This window comes from Pseudomonas corni (assembly GCF_057128765.1).
On record NZ_JBSKHW010000001.1, the window covers coordinates 326,972 to 345,582 of the forward strand.

General features: G+C 57.8%; 15 protein-coding genes. 11 read left to right on the forward strand and 4 right to left on the reverse strand.

Annotation, left to right across the window (positions count from 1 at the left end; all coding sequences use genetic code 11):
• The first annotated feature begins 5 nt into the window (after positions 1 to 5).
• Both ACWKV9_RS01440 and ACWKV9_RS01445 read left to right on the forward strand, forming a co-directional pair.
• On the forward strand, positions 6 to 971 hold the full coding sequence (locus ACWKV9_RS01440; RefSeq protein WP_483834304.1) for a MucB/RseB C-terminal domain-containing protein: 966 nt from the start codon (positions 6 to 8) through the stop codon (positions 969 to 971).
• A gap of 293 nt (positions 972 to 1,264) precedes the next feature.
• Positions 1,265 to 2,707, forward strand: coding sequence for a DegQ family serine endoprotease (locus ACWKV9_RS01445; protein ID WP_483834305.1), 1,443 nt, complete (start codon positions 1,265 to 1,267; stop codon positions 2,705 to 2,707).
• On the opposite strand, the gene ACWKV9_RS01450 is transcribed toward ACWKV9_RS01445, so the two are convergent.
• Positions 2,665 to 3,003, reverse strand: a complete 339-nt coding sequence (locus tag ACWKV9_RS01450) for a hypothetical protein (RefSeq protein WP_483834737.1) — start codon at positions 3,001 to 3,003, stop codon at positions 2,665 to 2,667. The two genes, ACWKV9_RS01445 and ACWKV9_RS01450, sit on opposite strands and share 43 nt — an antisense overlap.
• On the opposite strand from ACWKV9_RS01450, the gene lepA reads away from it, so the two are divergent.
• The 7 genes from lepA (at position 2,887) to pdxJ (ending at position 9,276) form a co-directional block, all read left to right on the forward strand.
• Positions 2,887 to 4,674 carry a translation elongation factor 4 gene (gene lepA, locus ACWKV9_RS01455; RefSeq protein ID WP_483834717.1) on the forward strand — a complete coding sequence of 596 codons (1,788 nt, stop codon included), beginning with the start codon at positions 2,887 to 2,889 and terminating at the stop codon, positions 4,672 to 4,674. The genes ACWKV9_RS01450 and lepA overlap by 117 nt on opposite strands.
• A gap of 9 nt (positions 4,675 to 4,683) precedes the next feature.
• Positions 4,684 to 5,538 (forward strand): signal peptidase I, encoded by an 855-nt coding sequence (gene lepB, locus ACWKV9_RS01460; RefSeq protein WP_483834306.1) that lies wholly within the window; start codon positions 4,684 to 4,686, stop codon positions 5,536 to 5,538.
• 111 nt (positions 5,539 to 5,649) lie between these two features.
• Entirely contained in the window at positions 5,650 to 6,027 is a 378-nt protein-coding gene (locus ACWKV9_RS01465; protein WP_483834307.1) for a DUF4845 domain-containing protein, read from the forward strand.
• Positions 6,024 to 6,713 carry a ribonuclease III gene (rnc, locus tag ACWKV9_RS01470; RefSeq protein WP_483834308.1) on the forward strand — a complete coding sequence of 230 codons (690 nt, stop codon included), beginning with the start codon at positions 6,024 to 6,026 and terminating at the stop codon, positions 6,711 to 6,713. Before ACWKV9_RS01465 ends, rnc begins: the two co-directional genes overlap by 4 nt.
• Positions 6,706 to 7,608, forward strand: coding sequence for a GTPase Era (era, locus tag ACWKV9_RS01475; RefSeq protein ID WP_483834309.1), 903 nt, complete (start codon positions 6,706 to 6,708; stop codon positions 7,606 to 7,608). Before rnc ends, era begins: the two co-directional genes overlap by 8 nt.
• A 163-nt stretch (positions 7,609 to 7,771) precedes the next feature.
• On the forward strand, positions 7,772 to 8,461 hold the full coding sequence (recO, locus tag ACWKV9_RS01480; protein ID WP_483834310.1) for a DNA repair protein RecO: 690 nt from the start codon (positions 7,772 to 7,774) through the stop codon (positions 8,459 to 8,461).
• A gap of 68 nt (positions 8,462 to 8,529) precedes the next feature.
• Entirely contained in the window at positions 8,530 to 9,276 is a 747-nt protein-coding gene (gene pdxJ / locus ACWKV9_RS01485; protein WP_483834311.1) for a pyridoxine 5'-phosphate synthase, read from the forward strand.
• A 125-nt stretch (positions 9,277 to 9,401) separates the two neighbouring features.
• On the opposite strand, the gene cmoB is transcribed toward pdxJ, so the two are convergent.
• The 3 genes from cmoB to ACWKV9_RS01500 form a co-directional block, all read right to left on the reverse strand.
• Positions 9,402 to 10,361 (reverse strand): tRNA 5-methoxyuridine(34)/uridine 5-oxyacetic acid(34) synthase CmoB, encoded by a 960-nt coding sequence (gene cmoB / locus ACWKV9_RS01490; RefSeq protein WP_483834312.1) that lies wholly within the window; start codon positions 10,359 to 10,361, stop codon positions 9,402 to 9,404.
• Positions 10,358 to 11,101, reverse strand: a complete 744-nt coding sequence (gene cmoA / locus ACWKV9_RS01495) for a carboxy-S-adenosyl-L-methionine synthase CmoA (RefSeq protein ID WP_483834313.1) — start codon at positions 11,099 to 11,101, stop codon at positions 10,358 to 10,360. Before cmoA ends, cmoB begins: the two co-directional genes overlap by 4 nt.
• Positions 11,102 to 11,463: 362 nt before the next feature.
• Positions 11,464 to 13,584, reverse strand: coding sequence for a TonB-dependent siderophore receptor (locus ACWKV9_RS01500; protein WP_483834314.1), 2,121 nt, complete (start codon positions 13,582 to 13,584; stop codon positions 11,464 to 11,466).
• A 429-nt stretch (positions 13,585 to 14,013) separates the two neighbouring features.
• On the opposite strand from ACWKV9_RS01500, the gene ACWKV9_RS01505 reads away from it, so the two are divergent.
• Both ACWKV9_RS01505 and katG read left to right on the forward strand, forming a co-directional pair.
• Positions 14,014 to 16,035, forward strand: a complete 2,022-nt coding sequence (locus ACWKV9_RS01505) for an acyltransferase family protein (protein WP_483834315.1) — start codon at positions 14,014 to 14,016, stop codon at positions 16,033 to 16,035.
• A gap of 225 nt (positions 16,036 to 16,260) precedes the next feature.
• Positions 16,261 to 18,531 (forward strand): catalase/peroxidase HPI, encoded by a 2,271-nt coding sequence (katG, locus tag ACWKV9_RS01510; RefSeq protein ID WP_483834316.1) that lies wholly within the window; start codon positions 16,261 to 16,263, stop codon positions 18,529 to 18,531.
• The last annotated feature ends 80 nt before the right edge of the window (positions 18,532 to 18,611 follow it).

Genomic DNA, 18,611 nt, shown 5'->3' on the forward strand with positions numbered 1-18,611 from the left:
GGATCATGCGTCCCATCCGTCTATTGCCGCTTCTGCTAGGTGGATGGCTGGTCCTTCCAGTTCATGCCGATGATGCGCAAGACCAGCTCAAGCGTCTTGCGCAGGCAGAACAAAAGCAAAGCTATCAAGGCACATTCGTTTACGAGCGTAATGGCAGCTTTTCAACTCACCGGATTTGGCATCGCGTCGCCGATGGTAAAGTTCGTGAGCACCTTCTCCAGCTCGATGGTTCCGCTCAAGAGGTACTGCGCATAGACGGGGTGACCCAATGCGTAAGCGGCACTCTCGTTCAAGGCGTGACTAACATCCCTGACTCTCCGGCCCATGCATTCGACGCGGCAAAATTGTCTGCGTGGTATGACATGGCGGTAGCGGGTAAGTCTCGCGTTGCGGGTCGGTCGGCTGTCATTGTCACCTTGACGCCGAAGGACCAGCATCGCTACGGAATCGAACTGCATCTAGACGCCGAGACTGGCTTGCCCTTGAAATCGTTGTTGCTCAGTGACAAGGGGCAACTGCTTGAGCGTTTCCAGTTCACTGAGCTAAACACCACCGACGTTCCTACCGATCAGATGCTGTCCGCCAGCGCTGACTGCAAGCAAGTCGATGTTGCCAAGCCCAAGCCTGACGCGGCCAAAACTGCGCCAGTTGCATGGCATTCGGACTGGCTTCCGCCCGGCTTCGAGTTGAGCAGCTCTGCAGCTCGCAAGGATCCGGACTCCAAGTCTCTTGTCACCAGCCTGATGTATGACGATGGCCTCGCGCGTTTCTCCGTGTTCATAGAGCCGGTTTCTGGCGCTGCAGTCACGGATATTCGTACTCAGCTTGGCCCGACTGTTGCCGTATCCCGTCGCCTGAATACGCCCAAGGGAGATGCAATGGTGACAGTTGTTGGAGAAATCCCGATTGGCACAGCAGAGCGCATAGCCTTGTCGATGCGCAGCGATGCTGCCGCGCCCGTCAAGAAGTGAACTGAGCAACCAGATGCGCCCACTGTGAAAAAGGTTTCATTTTGGGCCTCCTCCCATGCCAATCAGGCTGATAGCGGCCTGCCGAGACATGTTGAAATGTTTGGTGAGCTTTGCGGGTTGCAAAAAAACACTTTTTTTTCTATAGGTCACAGCTTCGCAGCTCTGGCCTTTTTTGTTTCCGGGACCGGAATGCTGCCTGAGAGAGCGGTGCCGCACTATGCTGCATTGCACGCATGCTCTTCGGACCTGCCGGTCCGTACCGCTTAACCATGCTCGTTATGAACGGGAGCCGTATGTCCATACTTCGCTTGAAATCTTATTTTTCCCTGATGGCCGCCGTGTTGATGCTCGGTCAGGCGGTCACTGCGCAGGCAGAAGCCTTGCCAGACTTCACTTCTTTGGTGGAGCAGGCCTCGCCCGCTGTGGTGAACATCAGCACTCGGCAAAAGCTTCCGGACCGCTCCGTGGCTCAAGGCCAGATGCCCGATCTCGAAGGTCTGCCTCCGATGCTGCGCGAATTTCTTGAGCGCAGTGTTCCGCCAGGGTCGCGGCCGCCAGGTTCGGGCTCAGGCAAGGGTGATCGACAACGCGAAGCGCAATCGCTGGGTTCAGGTTTCATCATCTCCTCCGATGGCTATGTCATGACGAACAACCACGTTATCGACGGCGCAGACGAAATACTCGTGCGATTGTCCGACCGTAGTGAGTTGAAAGCCAAGCTGGTGGGGACCGATCCCCGGACTGACGTAGCGCTGCTCAAAATCGACGGTAAAGACCTGCCCACAGTCAAGCTGGGTAATTCCGACAAGCTGAAAGTTGGCGAGTGGGTATTGGCAATCGGTTCGCCGTTTGGCTTCGATCACTCGGTAACCAAAGGCATCGTCAGCGCCAAGGGCCGCAGCCTACCGAACGATACCTATGTGCCATTCATCCAGACCGACGTTGCGATCAACCCGGGTAACTCCGGTGGTCCATTGTTCAACATGGCGGGAGAGGTCGTGGGGATCAACTCGCAGATCTTCACCCGTTCGGGCGGCTTCATGGGCCTGTCGTTCGCCATCCCGATCGATGTCGCGCTGGATGTCTCCAATCAGCTTAAAGCCAGCGGCAAGGTCAATCGCGGCTGGTTGGGCGTGGTGATTCAGGAAGTGAACAAGGACCTCGCTGAGTCGTTTGGCCTGGACAAACCAGCCGGTGCGCTGGTCGCCCAGGTGCTTGATGACGGTCCTGCTGCCAAAGGCGGCCTGCAAGTTGGTGACGTGATCCTGAGCGCCAACGGTCAGCCGATTGTCATGTCGGCCGACCTGCCACACTTGATTGGTAATCTGAAAGACGGTAGCAAAGCTGAGTTGGAAGTGATCCGTGATGGCAAGCGTCAGAAGCTGACGGTCACCGTAGGCGCTTTACCTGATGAGGGTAAGGAAATGGGCGCCTCGGAAGATGGCGTTGAGCGCAACAGCAATCGTCTGGGTGTTTCGGTTGCAGACCTGACCGCTGAACAGTTGAAAAGTCTGGACCTCAAGGGTGGCGTGATTATCAAAGATATCCAGGACGGTCCTGCTTCCTTGATCGGTCTGCAAACCGGCGATGTGATCACTCACCTGAACAATCAGGCGCTCACCTCAGCCAAGCAATTCACGGACGTCGCCAAAGGCCTGCCGAAGAATCGTTCGGTGTCGATGCGCGTGCTGCGTCAGGGGCGTGCAACGTTCATCACCTTCAAACTGGCCGAATAAGCAGCCAGGCCAATGAAAAAGGAGCGGTTTTCCCGCTCCTTTTTTTGTGCCCGCAAGAACGGCTCCGGCGTGGCGTCGAGTGCGAACGTGACGCCCCAGCCTTCCTTCAGGTACAATTCCCGGCTATTTTTCGGCGGGCAGTCTGCCTGCAACCTTTTGAGTGTTGATCCGTGAGTGATTTGAGTCATATCCGCAATTTCTCCATCATCGCCCACATTGACCATGGCAAGTCGACGCTGGCTGACCGGTTCATTCAAATGTGCGGCGGCTTGTCCGAGCGCGAGATGGAGGCTCAAGTACTTGACTCCATGGACCTTGAGCGCGAGCGCGGGATCACCATCAAGGCCCATAGCGTTACCTTGTATTACACCGCGAAAGACGGCATTACCTACCAACTGAACTTCATCGATACGCCCGGCCACGTTGACTTCACCTACGAAGTCAGCCGCTCGCTGGCAGCGTGTGAGGGTGCGCTGCTGGTGGTCGACGCCGGTCAGGGTGTCGAAGCCCAGTCCGTTGCCAACTGCTATACCGCCATCGAGCAGGGCCTTGAGGTCATGCCGGTGTTGAACAAGATCGACCTGCCTCAGGCTGATCCGGACCGCGTCAAGGAAGAGATCGAAAAGATCATCGGCATCGACGCGACCGACGCTGTAGTTTGCAGCGCCAAAACCGGTTTGGGCGTGGATGAGGTGCTGGAGCGTCTGGTACAAACCATTCCGGCGCCTACCGGCAATATCGAAGACCCCCTACAAGCGCTGATCATCGACTCCTGGTTCGACAACTACCTGGGCGTTGTTTCCCTGGTTCGCGTGCGCCATGGCCGTGTGAAAAAGGGCGACAAGATTCTGGTCAAATCCACCGGCAAGCTGCACCTGGTGGACAGCGTGGGCGTGTTCAACCCCAAGCACACCGCTACGGTAGACCTCAAAGCTGGCGAAGTAGGCTTCATCATCGCCGGTATCAAAGACATTCACGGCGCGCCAGTGGGTGACACCCTGACCCTGAGCACCACCCCGGACGTCGAGGTATTGCCAGGTTTCAAGCGCATCCAGCCTCAAGTGTATGCCGGTCTGTTTCCGGTCAGTTCCGATGACTTTGAAGACTTCCGCGAAGCGCTGCAAAAGCTGACGCTGAACGATTCTTCGCTGCAGTATTCGCCAGAAAGCTCCGATGCACTGGGCTTCGGCTTCCGCTGTGGCTTCCTTGGCATGCTCCACATGGAGATCATCCAGGAGCGGCTGGAACGTGAATACGATCTGGACCTGATCACCACAGCGCCAACGGTAATCTTCGAGCTGCTGCTCAAGACCGGTGAAACGATTTACGTCGACAACCCGTCCAAATTGCCGGACCTGTCGAGCATTGAGGATATGCGCGAGCCAATCGTGCGCGCGAACATCCTTGTGCCTCAGGAGCACCTTGGTAACGTCATTACGCTGTGCATCGAAAAGCGTGGCGTTCAGCACGACATGCTGTTTTTGGGTACTCAGGTGCAAGTGACCTACGACTTGCCGATGAACGAAGTGGTCTTGGACTTCTTCGATCGCCTGAAGTCGGTCAGCCGTGGCTATGCTTCCCTGGATTACCATTTCGATCGTTACCAGTCTGCCAATCTGGTGAAGCTGGATGTACTGATCAACGGTGAGAAAGTCGATGCGTTGGCATTGATCGTTCACCGGGACAACGCGAACTACAAAGGACGTGCGTTGACCGAAAAGATGAAAGAGCTGATTCCTCGTCAGATGTTCGACGTGGCAATCCAGGCCGCCATTGGCGGGCAGGTTGTGGCGCGTACAACCGTCAAGGCCCTCAGAAAGAACGTACTGGCCAAATGTTACGGCGGCGACGTCAGTCGTAAGCGCAAGCTGCTGGAAAAACAGAAAGCCGGTAAGAAACGCATGAAGCAGGTGGGCAACGTGGAAATTCCACAGGAAGCCTTCCTTGCAGTGCTCAGGTTGGAATAGTCAGGCCCTATGTCACTAAATTTCCCGCTGTTGTTGGTCATCGCCGTCGCCGTTTGCGGTCTGTTGGCTTTGTTCGACCTGATCGTTCTCGCGCCACGTCGGCGTACCGCGATAGCCACCTATCAGGGCAGCGTCAGCCAGCCTGACGTCGGCGTTGTCGAGCAGTTGAACAAAGAGCCCTTGCTGGTTGAATACGGCAAGTCGTTCTTTCCGGTGCTGTTTATCGTGCTGGTCCTGCGCTCGTTTCTGGTTGAGCCTTTCCAGATCCCGTCGGGTTCAATGAAGCCGACGCTCGATGTGGGCGATTTCATTCTGGTGAACAAGTTCTCGTATGGCATCCGCCTGCCGGTGCTGGATCAGAAGGTCATCCAGATCGGGGACCCGCAGCGTGGCGATGTGATGGTGTTCCGCTATCCAAGCGACCCGACCGTAAACTACATCAAGCGTGTAGTCGGTCTGCCGGGCGACAAGATTCGCTACACCAGTGACAAGAAACTGTTCATCAACGGCGAACTGGTTGCCAAACAGCTGATTGGCACCGAGCCAGGCACGTTGGGCAGCGCGGAGCTTTATCAGGAAAAACTGGGCGACGTCGAACACCAGATCCGTCAGGAAATGAGCCGCTACCGCGCGCCACCTGACAGCGAATGGACAGTTCCGGCAGCTCATTACTTCATGATGGGCGACAACCGCGACAACTCCAACGACAGCCGCTATTGGGATGACCCCAATATTCCCAAGGATGAGCTGGGCATGGTCCCGGACAAAAACATCGTGGGCAAGGCGTTTGCGGTGTGGATGAGCTGGCCAGAACCCAAGTTGAGTCACTTCCCCAACTTCTCGCGAGTCGGGTTGATCAAGTAGCCGATACGGCGCTGTTTCTGACAGCGCCGTATGTCATTTCGGCAGGCAACAACAGGGTGGGGCTCTATTCACCTTGCAGACAGATTTGAAGGACTATTCTTGAGGTCGTACATGACAGTCGCCCGTTCGCAGAAAGGCTTGTCGTTCCTGGGGTGGCTGGCGCTGTTGGCCGTTCTCGCCTTCGTTGCGAGTACAGCTGCCAAAGTGGTGCCGCACTACCTCGATTACATGTCGATGAAGAAAATCATCGAAGCAGTCGGGACCGACAAGGCTGCGAGCGTGGTGACGGTCGATGATTTCTACGGCTATGTCGCTAAAGGCATGCAGATCAATAACATTCGGGATTTGGATTTGAAGAAGGCGTTAAGCGTGACGACGGAGAACAGCAGGTTCCTCGCCCATTTGAACTACGAAAAACGTGAGCCATTGATCCAGAACATCGATCTGGTGGTCAAGTTCGACCACGAATTCAGCGTGGGTAAACCGTGAGCGTTTCATTGAGTCGCCTCGAGCGTCAGCTCGGCTACACCTTCAAGGACCAGGAACTGATGATTCTGGCTCTGACACATCGCAGTTTCGCTGGCCGCAACAACGAGCGTCTTGAGTTTCTCGGCGATGCGATCCTTAATTTCGTTGCCGGTGAAGCGCTGTTTGATCGCTTTCCTCAGGCTCGCGAAGGTCAGCTGTCTCGCCTGCGTGCGCGCTTGGTAAAGGGCGAGACCCTTGCGCTGCTGGCACGGGGATTTGATCTGGGTGAATACCTGCGCCTGGGTTCCGGGGAGCTGAAAAGCGGCGGGTTTCGCCGTGAGTCGATCCTCGCGGACGCTCTTGAAGCCCTGATCGGCGCGATCTATCTGGACGCCGGTATGGAGGTTGCGCGTGATCGCGTGCTGGCCTGGCTGACCACCGAGTTCGACAGCCTGACGCTGGTGGACACCAACAAAGACCCTAAAACCCGATTGCAGGAATTTCTGCAATCGCGCGCCTGTGATCTGCCTCGCTACGAAGTGGTGGATATCCAGGGCGAACCGCATTGCCGGACGTTTTTCGTCGAATGCGAGATCACCTTATTGAATGAAAAAAGCCGGGGACAGGGTGTCAGCCGTCGCATTGCCGAACAGGTAGCAGCGGCCGCAGCACTCATCGCTCTCGGCGTGGAGAACGGCAATGACTGATTCAACTGCAACACGCTGTGGCTACGTCGCCATTGTTGGCCGGCCCAACGTGGGCAAGTCCACGCTGCTGAACCACATCCTCGGCCAAAAGCTTGCGATCACTTCGCGCAAGCCGCAGACCACCCGTCACAACATGCTCGGTATCAAGACTGAGGGCGCTGTGCAGGCGATCTATGTCGATACGCCCGGCATGCACAAGAATGGCGAGAAAGCCCTCAACCGCTACATGAACAAGACCGCATCGGCTGCTTTGAAAGACGTCGATGTAGTGATTTTCGTGGTTGATCGCACCCGCTGGACCGACGAAGACCAAATGGTTCTCGAGCGCGTGCAGTACGTGCAGGGGCCTGTGATTCTGGCGATCAACAAAACTGATCGCATTGAAGACAAGGCTGAGTTGATGCCGCACCTGGAGTGGCTGCAGGGTCAGTTGCCCAATGCCTCGATCATGCCGATCTCCGCGCAGCACGGGCATAACCTTGAAGCGCTGGAGACCCTGATCGCCACTCACTTGCCGGAGAACGATCACTTCTTCCCTGAGGATCAGATCACTGACCGCAGCAGCCGATTCCTGGCCGCCGAGCTGGTTCGCGAGAAGATCATGCGTCAGTTGGGTGCCGAGGTTCCGTACCAGATCACCGTCGAGATTGAAGAGTTCAAGCAGCAGGGCAAGACTCTGCACATCCACGCGCTGATTCTCGTTGAGCGCGACGGCCAGAAGAAGATCATCATTGGCGACAAGGGTGATCGCATCAAGCGTATCGGCACTGATGCGCGGCGCGACATGGAGCTGCTGTTCGACTCCAAAGTCATGCTCAACCTCTGGGTCAAGGTGAAAGGCGGCTGGTCCGATGACGAGCGCGCACTGCGTTCGCTGGGCTACGGCGACCTTTAAGACGTCCAGGCGCTGACAGATGGCTCTGATGTGGGAGGGCGCTTGCTCGCGATGAGGATGTAACACTCAGCATTGATGTTGGCTGTTACACCGGCATCGCCAGCAAGCTCCCTCCCACATTGGTTATGGGTTGTGTAAACCGCCTTCTTTTACCGAGTAGTGCATGTCCTCAATCGCACCCGCTGGTCAGCTCGCCTACGTGTTGCACAGCCGCGCCTATCGAGAAACCAGCGCGCTGGTGGACTTCATCACGCCTCAGGGTCGGCTGCGTGCCGTGTTGCGCAGCGCACGTGGCAAGGCGGGAACGCTCGCCAGGCCCTTTGTGCCGCTGGATATCGAGTTTCGCGGGCGGGGGGAGTTGAAGAACGTCGGGCGTATGGAGGCGTTTGGCACTTCATGCTGGCTAGAAGGCGAAGCGCTTTTCAGCGGTTTGTACCTGAACGAGCTGCTGATTCGCCTGCTTCCCGCAGAAGATCCGCACCCTGGTGTGTTTAATCATTACGCTGCCACGTTGGTCGCGCTGGCTGAAGGCCGCCCGCTGGAACCATTACTGCGCTCGTTCGAGTGGCGCCTGCTGGACGACTTGGGTTACGGTTTTGCCCTCGACGTGGACGTCAACGGCGATCCGCTTTTGGCTGAAGGCATGTACCGTCTACAGGTTGACGCAGGTCTTGAGCGCGTTTACCTGTTCCAGCCGGGGCAATTTCAGGGCGCCGAACTGCTGGCGATGGCTGAGGCCGACTGGACTTCACCCGGCGCGCTTTCAGCGGCCAAACGCTTGATGCGCCAGGCACTGGCGGTTCATCTGGGCGGCCGGCCGTTGGTCAGTCGTGAGCTGTTTCGCAAACCCTGACACGAACACCTATCGCATGCATTGCCAGGCGTCGCTGCCTGGTCATATCAGACTTTCAGGAGAACCCCGTGACCCAAAGCACCCGCATTCTTCTTGGCGTGAACATCGACCACGTCGCCACCTTGCGCCAGGCCCGTGGCACCCGTTATCCCGATCCGGTCAAGGCTGCGCTGGACGCTGAAGAAGCCGGCGCCGATGGCATCACCGTTCACCTGCGCGAGGACCGTCGACACATTCAGGAGCGCGATGTGTTGCTGCTTAAGGATGTGTTGCAGACCCGTATGAATTTCGAGATGGGCGTGACCGACGAGATGATCGCGTTCGCCGAGCGAATTCGTCCTGCGCACATCTGCCTGGTGCCGGAAACGCGGCAGGAGCTCACCACCGAAGGCGGGCTGGATGTTGCGGGTCAGGAAGCGCGGATCAAGGCTGCGGTGGATCGGTTGTCAGCCATTGGCTGCGAAGTATCGCTGTTTATTGACGCCGACGAGCGCCAGATCGAAGCGTCCTCGCGCATAGGCGCCCCGGCGATTGAATTGCACACTGGCCGCTACGCCGATGCGCAAACGCCCACTGAAGTGGCTGAAGAGCTCAAGCGTATCGCCGACGGTGTAGCGTTTGGTCTGGGGCAGGGCTTGATCGTCAACGCAGGTCACGGCCTGCATTACCACAACGTTGAGGCGGTGGCGGCGATCAAAGGCATCAACGAACTGAACATCGGCCACGCTTTGGTGGCACATGCGCTGTTCGTCGGTTTCAAGGCAGCGGTGGCCGAGATGAAGGCTTTGATTCTGGCGGCTGCCTACAGGGGCTGATTCAACACGACCAACTCTGTAGGAGCGCGCTTGCCCGCGATGTGCGGCGGTTCAGCCAACATATTCATGGCTGACCCACTTCGATTCGCGGGCAAGCGCGCTCCTACAGGTTGCAGTCTCCGGGGCTAAGGCTTACGCCCGACAATTACCGCACGTCGTGGCGCTGGCAGGCCTTCTACGGTTTTGCTGTGATCCTCGGGGTCGAGGTAGTCGCGCAGTGACTGAAAGCGCATCCATTCGGTACTGCGCTGTTCCTCGACCGTCGTGGTGCTGACATCCACGCAGCGCACATCGACAAAACCCGCGCGCCTTAGCCACAGCTCAAGTGCGGGCACCGAAGGCAAAAACCAAACGTTGCGCATCTGCGAATAGCGATCTTCCGGGACGAGTACCTGCTGCACATCGCCTTCCACCACCATCGTTTCCAGCACCAGTTCGCCGCCTTTGACCAGGCAGTCCTTCAGCGCGAGCAAGTGGTCGATTGGCGACTTTCGGTGATACAGCACGCCCATGGAAAACACGGTGTCGAAGCCTTCCAGTTTGGCGGGCAAGTCTTCCAGAGTGAACGGCAAGTGCCAGGCGGGCAGATCCGGCAAAAAGCGCTGCATGGCCTGAAACTGACAGAAGAACAACCAGTTTGGGTCTACGCCAATCACGCAGTCAGCGCCTGCGCCCAGCATGCGCCACTGGTAATAGCCGTTGCCGCAGCCAACATCCAGCACGCGTTTGCCCTTCAAATCCAGATGCGGCGACACCCGCGACCACTTCCAGTCGGAACGCCACTCGGTATCGATGTGCACGCCGAACACATTGAACGGCCCCTTGCGCCACGGCGACAGGCCCATCAGTGCTTTGCGCGTCTGTGTCCGGACTTCACCGTTGCAATCGGTTTCAAGGGTAAAGCTGTCTTTCAGATCGACACGCGTAGGCGTCAGGGCTGGCAGCGCATTGAGTGCGCCTTGCCAGCGCTCCAGATCGCCGTGTCCTTTTTCCATCTTGGTGTCGAGTTGCGCCTGCAGAGTTTGCGCCCAGGCGTAAAGAGGGGTGCCCGCCAAACGGCGGACCAGCGGAGCGAGATCAATCATGGCAGCGCAATCAAAGAGGCGAAATTAAGGCACTGGAACCACGGCACGACTTTCGAAAACCCCGCGGCCAGTAGACGTTCACGATGCTGCTCAAGGCTGTCGGGTTTCATCACGTTTTCGATGGCACTGCGTTTTTGCGCAATTTCCAGTTCGCTGTAGCCATTGGCGCGTTTGAACGCGATGTGCAGATCAGTGAGCAACGCCTGTTCCTGAAGGTCATCGAAGCGCAGCTTTTCGGAAAGAATCAGCGCGCCGCCCGGCAGCAACGACTGACGAATGCGGCGCAGCAATGGCAGGCGCTGATCAGGCGCGATGAATTGCAGCGTGAAGTTCAGCGCCACCACCGAGGCCGGCTGGAACTCCAGCGCGAGAATGTCACCCTCGATCACCTCAACCGGCAGTAACTCTTGAAACATCGAGTCCTGACCGTTGAGGTATTCGCGGCAGCGTTCGACCATCGCACTTGAGTTATCCACAGCGATGACCCGGCAATCGTCCGTGCGCACATGGCGGCGCAGCGCTTGAGTGACCGCGCCCAGTGAACTGCCCAGGTCATACAGCACGCTGTGGGGCTGGGCGAACTGCGCTGCGAGGACGCCGAGGTTTTCGACAATCGTCGGATAGCCCGGCACCGAACGCTTGATCATGTCCGGGAACACCCGCACGACGTCCTCGTTGAATGCGAAGTCCGGCACCTGTGGCAGCGGTTGGGCGAAAAGGCGGTCGGGGTCTTGGCTCACGATGATTCCGGTGGGGCGGCGAAAAGTGCGGCATTTTAGCCAATTACCGCGCCCGGCCGAAACCTCATATGACGAAGGACGCGCGCCAGACGCGAAACCTGTCGGAGGACGTTTGATTTCGGGGCCGCTGCGCAGCCCATCGCGAGCAAGCTGCGCTCCTACGGGGTCCGCCCAGAATCAAAAACAAAACGTCGCCGCGATCCGTTTCGGCATAACGTTGATGGCGGGTGTACGCCTCAATCCGCTTCTGCCCGAAGGGCGTAGGAGCCTTGCTTGCAGGCGATGGGGCGCGAAGCGGCCCCGAAACCAGCCACCTCGATCGCACCTGACCCACCGCGTGGCTAACCGCGTCTACCCAACCCTCAATACTTCCAGCTCACCGACGCCATGAAGTTACGCGGGTCGCCGTAGTTGCTCTGATCGAAGCGCAGGCTTTGCAGATATTTCTCGTTGGTCAGGTTGTTGAGGTTGAGCTGGGTGCTCCAGTGATCGTCGATGTCATAACGCGTCATCAGGCCGATCAAGGCGTAAGCGTCCTGTTTGGCCGCCGTCGTGGTGTCGTTTTGGGTCTTGCTCTGCCAGCTGACGCTGCCGCCGACTTTAACTTTCGGGGCCATTTGCAGGCGGTAGGTCATGGACGAGGTCAGCAAGTGACGCGGGATGAATTTGCGTGCGCGGTTATCGTCATCATCGGTAATGTAGACGTACGTATAGCCGCCGTTGACCTGCAGACCGGGCAACACTTCCCCGGACGCCTCCAGCTCCAGGCCGCTGCTGTCGTAGGACATGGCCTCATAAACATAGCCGCCCAAGGATGCGTCGTACGTCGAGTTACCGGCGACGTTGTCTTGCTTGGCATGGAATACCGCCGCGCTGACGTTGAGCTTTTTGTCCATCAGTTGGCCTTTGATGCCCGCTTCGTAGCTTTTGCCTTCCAGCGGATCAAGCACCTTACCTTGGGTATCGAGGTAGTACTGAGGATTGAAAACCTCGGTGTAGCTGGCATAAAGCGCGTATTCAGGCGTCAGGTCATAGACGATCCCTGCGTAGGGCGTGACCTTGCCGTGGATGCGAACTTCACGTGCCGAGCCGTAGTTTTCCCCGTTGCTGTCAGCGCTGAGCATACGTGCGCCGGTGATCAGGTGCAGATCGTCGGCCAGGCTGAAACGCGCCCCTGCGTAGAGGCTCTTCTGCCGATCGGTGTAGTTCGACGTGGCATCTGGCAGCGCGGCGTTGTACGTCGGACGCGGCAAGTAGCCATGCAATGCGTCGCTCAACGTTACCGGTGAATAATTCAGGATGTCGCCATACTGCGAAGATTCACGGTTGCGTTGGCGTGCAGCGTTGGCCCCCAATGTAAGTTCGTGCTCGCGACCGCCCAGGGTGAACGGCCCGCTGAGGGAAAAGTCGCCGCTCAGTTCCAGGTTCTTGTCCTTATATTTTGAGCCCAGACCGCTGTAACCCGTCGGTGACGCGCTGGAGCTGTACATATAGAACATCTCGGTGTCTTCGCGGTGCTCGGCGCCGGAAACCGTCAGTTTGGACTTCCAGTCATTGGCGAACGTGTGCTCCCACTCACCAAAAGCGCGCTGGGTGTGAATGTTCCAATACACCCACGGTTGAGCGATGTTCGAATGCGTACTGCTGTAATGAATGGTCTGCCCGTTGCCATCGACCAGTGGCAGCGCGCCCCAGCTTGCGCCGTTGGCATCGGTTTTCTGATCCTCAAAGCCCACCGTCAGCACGTCGCTGTCGCTCAGGTCAAAAGCCAGCATGCCGCTGAAAATGTTTTTCTCGCGTGAATACCGATCCAGGTACGAGTTGCCGTTTTCATGGGCGTATATCATCCGGCCGCGCACATTGCCCGAATCAGTCAGCGGCCCGGAGACGTCGACATCCACGCGACGCTTGTCCCACGATCCAGCGGTCAGATCGATCTTCGCCTGTGGTTCGTAAGTAGGGCGCTTGCGCACGAAGTTGACCGTTGCCGACGGATTGCCCGCCCCGGACATCAGACCGTTGGCGCCGTGCAGGATGTCGACCTGCTCGTAGGGGGCCAGATCGATGTCACCTACCAGCAAGCCGTTGGTCAGCGGCATGGCAGTGCCGTCGTACTGGAAATTGGTGATATCGAATCCGCGCGCGGTGAAGTACGTCCGATCTGTTTCGGCTTTCTGCACGTTGACGCCAGGGGTGCTGGTCAGCACATCGCGGATGCTGTTGAGTTTGAAGTCGTCTATCTGCTCGCGCTTTATGTTGGTTACGCCTTGGGGCGTTTCCTGCGTGGTCAGGTTCAGGCGCGTAGTCGTGCTGCTCGGCTTGCCCTGATACCCCTCGGAGCTGTCGACGTCGCTGCTGACCGCAGTGGAGCTGATGTCAGTGCTCGGCAGATTCAACGTGGTATCGGCCGCGTAGGCGCTGTTGAAAATACCGAGGGCGATGAACGAAAGGACGTGGGGTGAAACGGGAGACAAGATGCGCATGGACTGACAAAACTCCGAAAGTCGATCTTTCAAATGAGGACTATTCGCAATTATGTGTAAGTCTCAAGTGAGAATCAATGTCAGAAGTATCTCTATCGCATGTCGGAAGTGTTTCTTTTTTGATACAGATAGCGAGCTTTTTAGGGCCTGATCTTTCCGTTTTATCGGCTTGGGCGCACATTCGTCCCGCGCGCTGGACAGGCTTTCCCGGCTCCTGTAAAAAATCAGCGTTCGCCAGAAATTCTGCTTCAAACCCTTTCTTCGCCGCTTTCTGCGGCACTCGTCATCTCAACTAAATGTGCTAGCGGTAGCTACGTCTGGATTTTCCGTCCCGCGTGAGCTCGTGATGTCGCTTGGCTTCGTTTTGTACTGCCAATGGCCTTGCCATCACCTGTCATCGCCCGTTCATTGCCAAGGAAGATCCCGATCATGGGGAACGTTCATAACCCTGCACTCAAGTACCGCCCCGAAGTCGATGGGCTGCGCGCGGTCGCTGTCATCCCCGTCATCCTGTTTCACTCCGGCCTGCATGTGTTCTCCGGAGGATTTGTCGGGGTCGATGTGTTTTTCGTCATCTCGGGCTACCTGATCACTTCGATCATCCTGTCAGAAATGCTCGCCGGTAAGTTTTCTCTGGTGACGTTCTACGAGCGCCGCGCCCGACGCATTCTCCCGTCGCTGTTCGTGATGATGCTGATCTGCTTGCCGGCGGCGTGGCTGATCCTCGACCCGCCGGACTTCAAATACTTCGCCAAGAGCCTGGTGGCGGTGCCGATCTTTTCGTCGAACCTGCTGTTCTGGCTTGAAAGCGGCTACTTCGACGCCTCCGCTGAACTCAAACCGCTGTTGCACACCTGGACCCTGGCGGTGGAGGAGCAGTATTACGTGCTGTTCCCACTGTTGCTGATGATGACCTGGAAATTAGGTCGCCCCTGGATTGTCGCGTTGCTGGCAGTGGGCGCGGTTGCCAGCCTGACCATGGCGCAAATCGGCGCGTCGCAGGGATCAAGCACGAGTTTCTATCTGCTGCACGCCCGCGCCTGGGAGCTGCTGGTGGGATCGTTCATCGCCTTTTATTTTTCCTGGCGGCCACGTGTCGAAAACGCTCACGCCCCGATCAACCAGTTCGCTACGCTGCTTGGGCTTGGTCTGATTGCCTACGCCGTATTTGCTTTCGACAGCGGCACCGAATTCCCGGGCTTGCATGCGCTTGTACCTACGCTGGGCGCGGCATTGATCATCCTGTTTGCCACCCCTCAGACATGGGTGGGTCGTTTGTTGAGCAGTCGCGGCTTCGTCTTTATCGGGCTGATCAGTTACAGCGCCTATCTCTGGCATCAACCGGTATTCGCTTTCGCGCGGCAGAGCACGCTGAAAGAACCCTCAGTTGCCGTCATGTTGGTCTTGGCTGCGTTTTCGCTACTGCTGGCCTACCTGAGCTGGCGATTCATCGAACAGGCATTTCGACAAAAAGCCACGTTCAGTCGGCAGCGGATATTTGCTTTGGGCGCCTTGGGTTCGGTGCTGTTCATCGGCTTCGGCCTCTCCGGTTATATGAGCAATGGCTTCAGCCAGCGCTTCAATATCGACCGGGGGCTGGACAGCGAGTTTGCCGAAACCGATATCCGCAGCCACTGCGCCAGCAATGACGATGGCAAAAGCGGCGTGGTGGATTTCTGTCTGTTCGGCATGGCCAATACGCAAGCGAGCCCCGATATGGCGGTGTTTGGCGACAGCCATTCGGAGGCGCTGCTGCCGGCGTTCGATGCGGCGGCCAAGGGCCGTGGCGAAACCATCGTGCATATCGGACTCGGAGGTTGCCCGCCGCTGATGGGGCTTGATGTCGCCAATGGCAACTATGCCCCCGGCGTCTGTACCCGCTTGGCTGAACGGGAATTTGAATACGTCAAAACGCATGGGATCAAGCGTCTGGTGCTTGTTTCGCGCTGGACGCTGTATACCGACGGCAATTACGACCAGAGAGAGCTCAGTCAGTATTTTTTGGTGTCCGAGCAAAGCCGCAGCAAATCGCGGGAAGCGTCGCGTCAGGTATTTGCGGCGGCGCTTGATCGCACGATCGAGGCGTATCGCAGCATCGGCACCCAGGTGTATGTGGTCGCGCAGGTGCCGCAGCAAGTGATCAATCCCAAGAATCTGTATTACCGACTGGCGCGTCTGGGCGAGGAGCCCGAACAGCAGAAACTGCAACTGGTGTCAGATGTGTCGGTGCCGATGGCCAAGCACGATGCGTTGCAGCGCTTTTCCCGTGATCTGTTCCAGAGTCAAAGCGCGCGCAACCGCATCAAGCTGGTGACACTGGACAATCTGTTCTGCAAGGACCAGACCTGCCTGATTGGCGACGACAGTTCGTGGTATCAAGATTTCAATCATCTCAACGCACACGGGGCCAGTCTGATCGTCAGCACCATTGATGCCAGCATTTTTCAATAGCTGGGCATTCGCTTCAAACCGGGGGTTGGTTCATAGCTGAAAGGCGGTGGATCAGCCCCTTTTTTTTTCGCTATCGAGATGCGTTGACGTCCCGCTTTGAACTGTAAAAGACGTAGCCTATCGTCGGTGTTGGTTTCATCTATTAGCCGTCTGCGCTCAGGCGGCTAGTATTGACCGAGTGCCGGCTGAAACTGGCCGATTCAACCTGTGAGGATAATAAAAGTCATGTCGACCGAATCGAAATGCCCCTTTAATCACGCTGCAGGCGGCGGGACGACCAACCGCGACTGGTGGCCAAACCAACTCAATCTGAAAATCCTGCACCAGCACTCCGCTCTCTCCGACCCTATGGGCGAGCAATTCGACTACGCCAAAGAATTTAAAAGTCTGGACTTTGCCGCCGTCAAACAAGATCTGCGTGCGCTGATGACTGATTCACAGGATTGGTGGCCAGCAGACTTCAAACACTACGGCCCGCTGTTCATCCGCATGGCCTGGCACAGTGCTGGCACCTACCGCACGGGCGATGGCCGCGGCGGTGCAGGGGCAGGGCAGCAACGTTTTGCTCCGCTCAACAGCTGGCCCGATAACGTCAGCCTCGACAAGGCACGTCGGCTGATCTGGCCGATCAAACAGAAATACGGCCGCAAGATTTCCTGGGCTGACCTGATCATTCTCACTGGCAACGTCGCGCTGGAATCCATGGGCTTCAAGACCTTCGGTTTCTCCGGCGGCCGTCCCGACGTCTGGGAGCCGGACGAAGACGTGTACTGGGGTGCAGAAACGACGTGGCTCGGCGGCGAAGACCGTTACGGCGCGCAAAAAGACATGCAACAACCTGGCGAAGGCACACTGGTTGCCGAGCCTGAAATGCATGGTCAGGAAGAAAGCCGCACTGATAATGGCGAACGCATTCTTGAAAACCCGCTCGCTGCGGTGCAGATGGGCCTCATTTACGTGAACCCAGAAGGCCCGGAGGGTCGACCAGATCCTGTGGCCTCTGGCGTCGATATCCGCGAAACCTTCGGTCGCATGGCCATGAACGACGAAGAAACCGTCGCCCTGATCGCAGGTGGTCACGCCTTCGGTAAGACCCACGGCGCAGGCCCGGCTGACAACGTCGGCGCTGAGCCAGAAGCGGCAGACCTCGAGCAACAAGGCTTTGGCTGGAAGAACAGTTTCGGCACCGGTAAAGGCGCGGACACCATCACCAGCGGCCTGGAAGTGACCTGGACCTCGACGCCGACCAAATGGAGCAACGAGTACCTGGAAAACCTGTTCCGCTTCGAGTGGGAGCTGACCAAGAGCCCCGCTGGTGCGCACCAGTGGATTCCGAAAAATGGCGGCGGCGCGGGCACGGTGCCAGATGCCCACGATCCAGCGAAACGCCACGCCCCCACCATGCTGACTTCCGACCTGGCGCTGCGGTTTGACCCGATCTACGAGCCGATTGCCCGCCGCTTCCGCGACAACCCGGATCAACTGACCGATGCGTTTTCCCGCGCCTGGTTCAAGCTGACTCACCGTGATATGGGGCCGCTGGCGCGTTATCTCGGACCGGAAATGCCTGCTGAAGAGTTGCTGTGGCAGGACCCGATTCCTGAGCTGGATCACGCCGTGGTCGATGAAAATGACGTGGCTTCCCTTAAGGCCAAGGTCTTGGCTTCTGGGCTGACAGTCTCGCAATTGGTATCGACCGCGTGGGCCTCTGCGTCGACGTTCCGCGGCTCGGACAAGCGTGGCGGCGCCAACGGTGGTCGCATTCGTCTCGCGCCGCAGAAGGATTGGCCGTCCAACCAGCCTGAGCAATTGGCGCGAGTGCTGCAAACTCTGGAGGGCATCCAGGGCGAGTTCAATGGCGCGCAGTCTGGCGGCAAGAAGATTTCACTGGCCGACCTGATCGTGCTGGCGGGCAGTGCGGGTGTGGAGCAAGCAGCGAAAAATGCCGGTCATTCGGTGACAGTCCCGTTCACACCGGGCCGTATGGACGCTTCTCAGGATCAGACGGATGTTGAGTCTTTCGGCTTCCTTGAACCGATCGCCGATGGCTTCCGCAATTATCTGAAGGGTAAATACACGGTTTCGGCCGAGGCGTTGCTGGTAGATAAAGCGCAACTGCTGACATTGACTGCGCCGGAAATGACCGTGCTGTTGGGCGGCCTTCGGGTGCTGAATGCCAATGTCGGGCAGAGCAAACACGGGGCGTTCACCCAGCGCCCAGAAGCGCTGACCAATGATTTCTTCCTCAACCTGCTGGACATGGGGACCGAGTGGAACGCAGTCGCGCCAGGTAAAGATGAGTTCCAGGGTCGTGACCGGAAAACCGGCGCCGTGAAATGGACCGGGACGCGCGTCGATCTGGTGTTTGGCTCACACGCTCAACTGCGTGCGCTGGCCGAGGTTTACGCCAGTGCGGATGCGCAGGAAGGCTTCGTGCGGGACTTCGTGGCGGCGTGGACCAAGGTGATGAACCTTGACCGGTTTGATCTGAAGTAAACACCGCTGTGTGTAGGAGCCAACGTGTTGGCGAAGCGGTTATGTCGGTTTATCTGGTATGACGCCTCGCGAACAAGTTC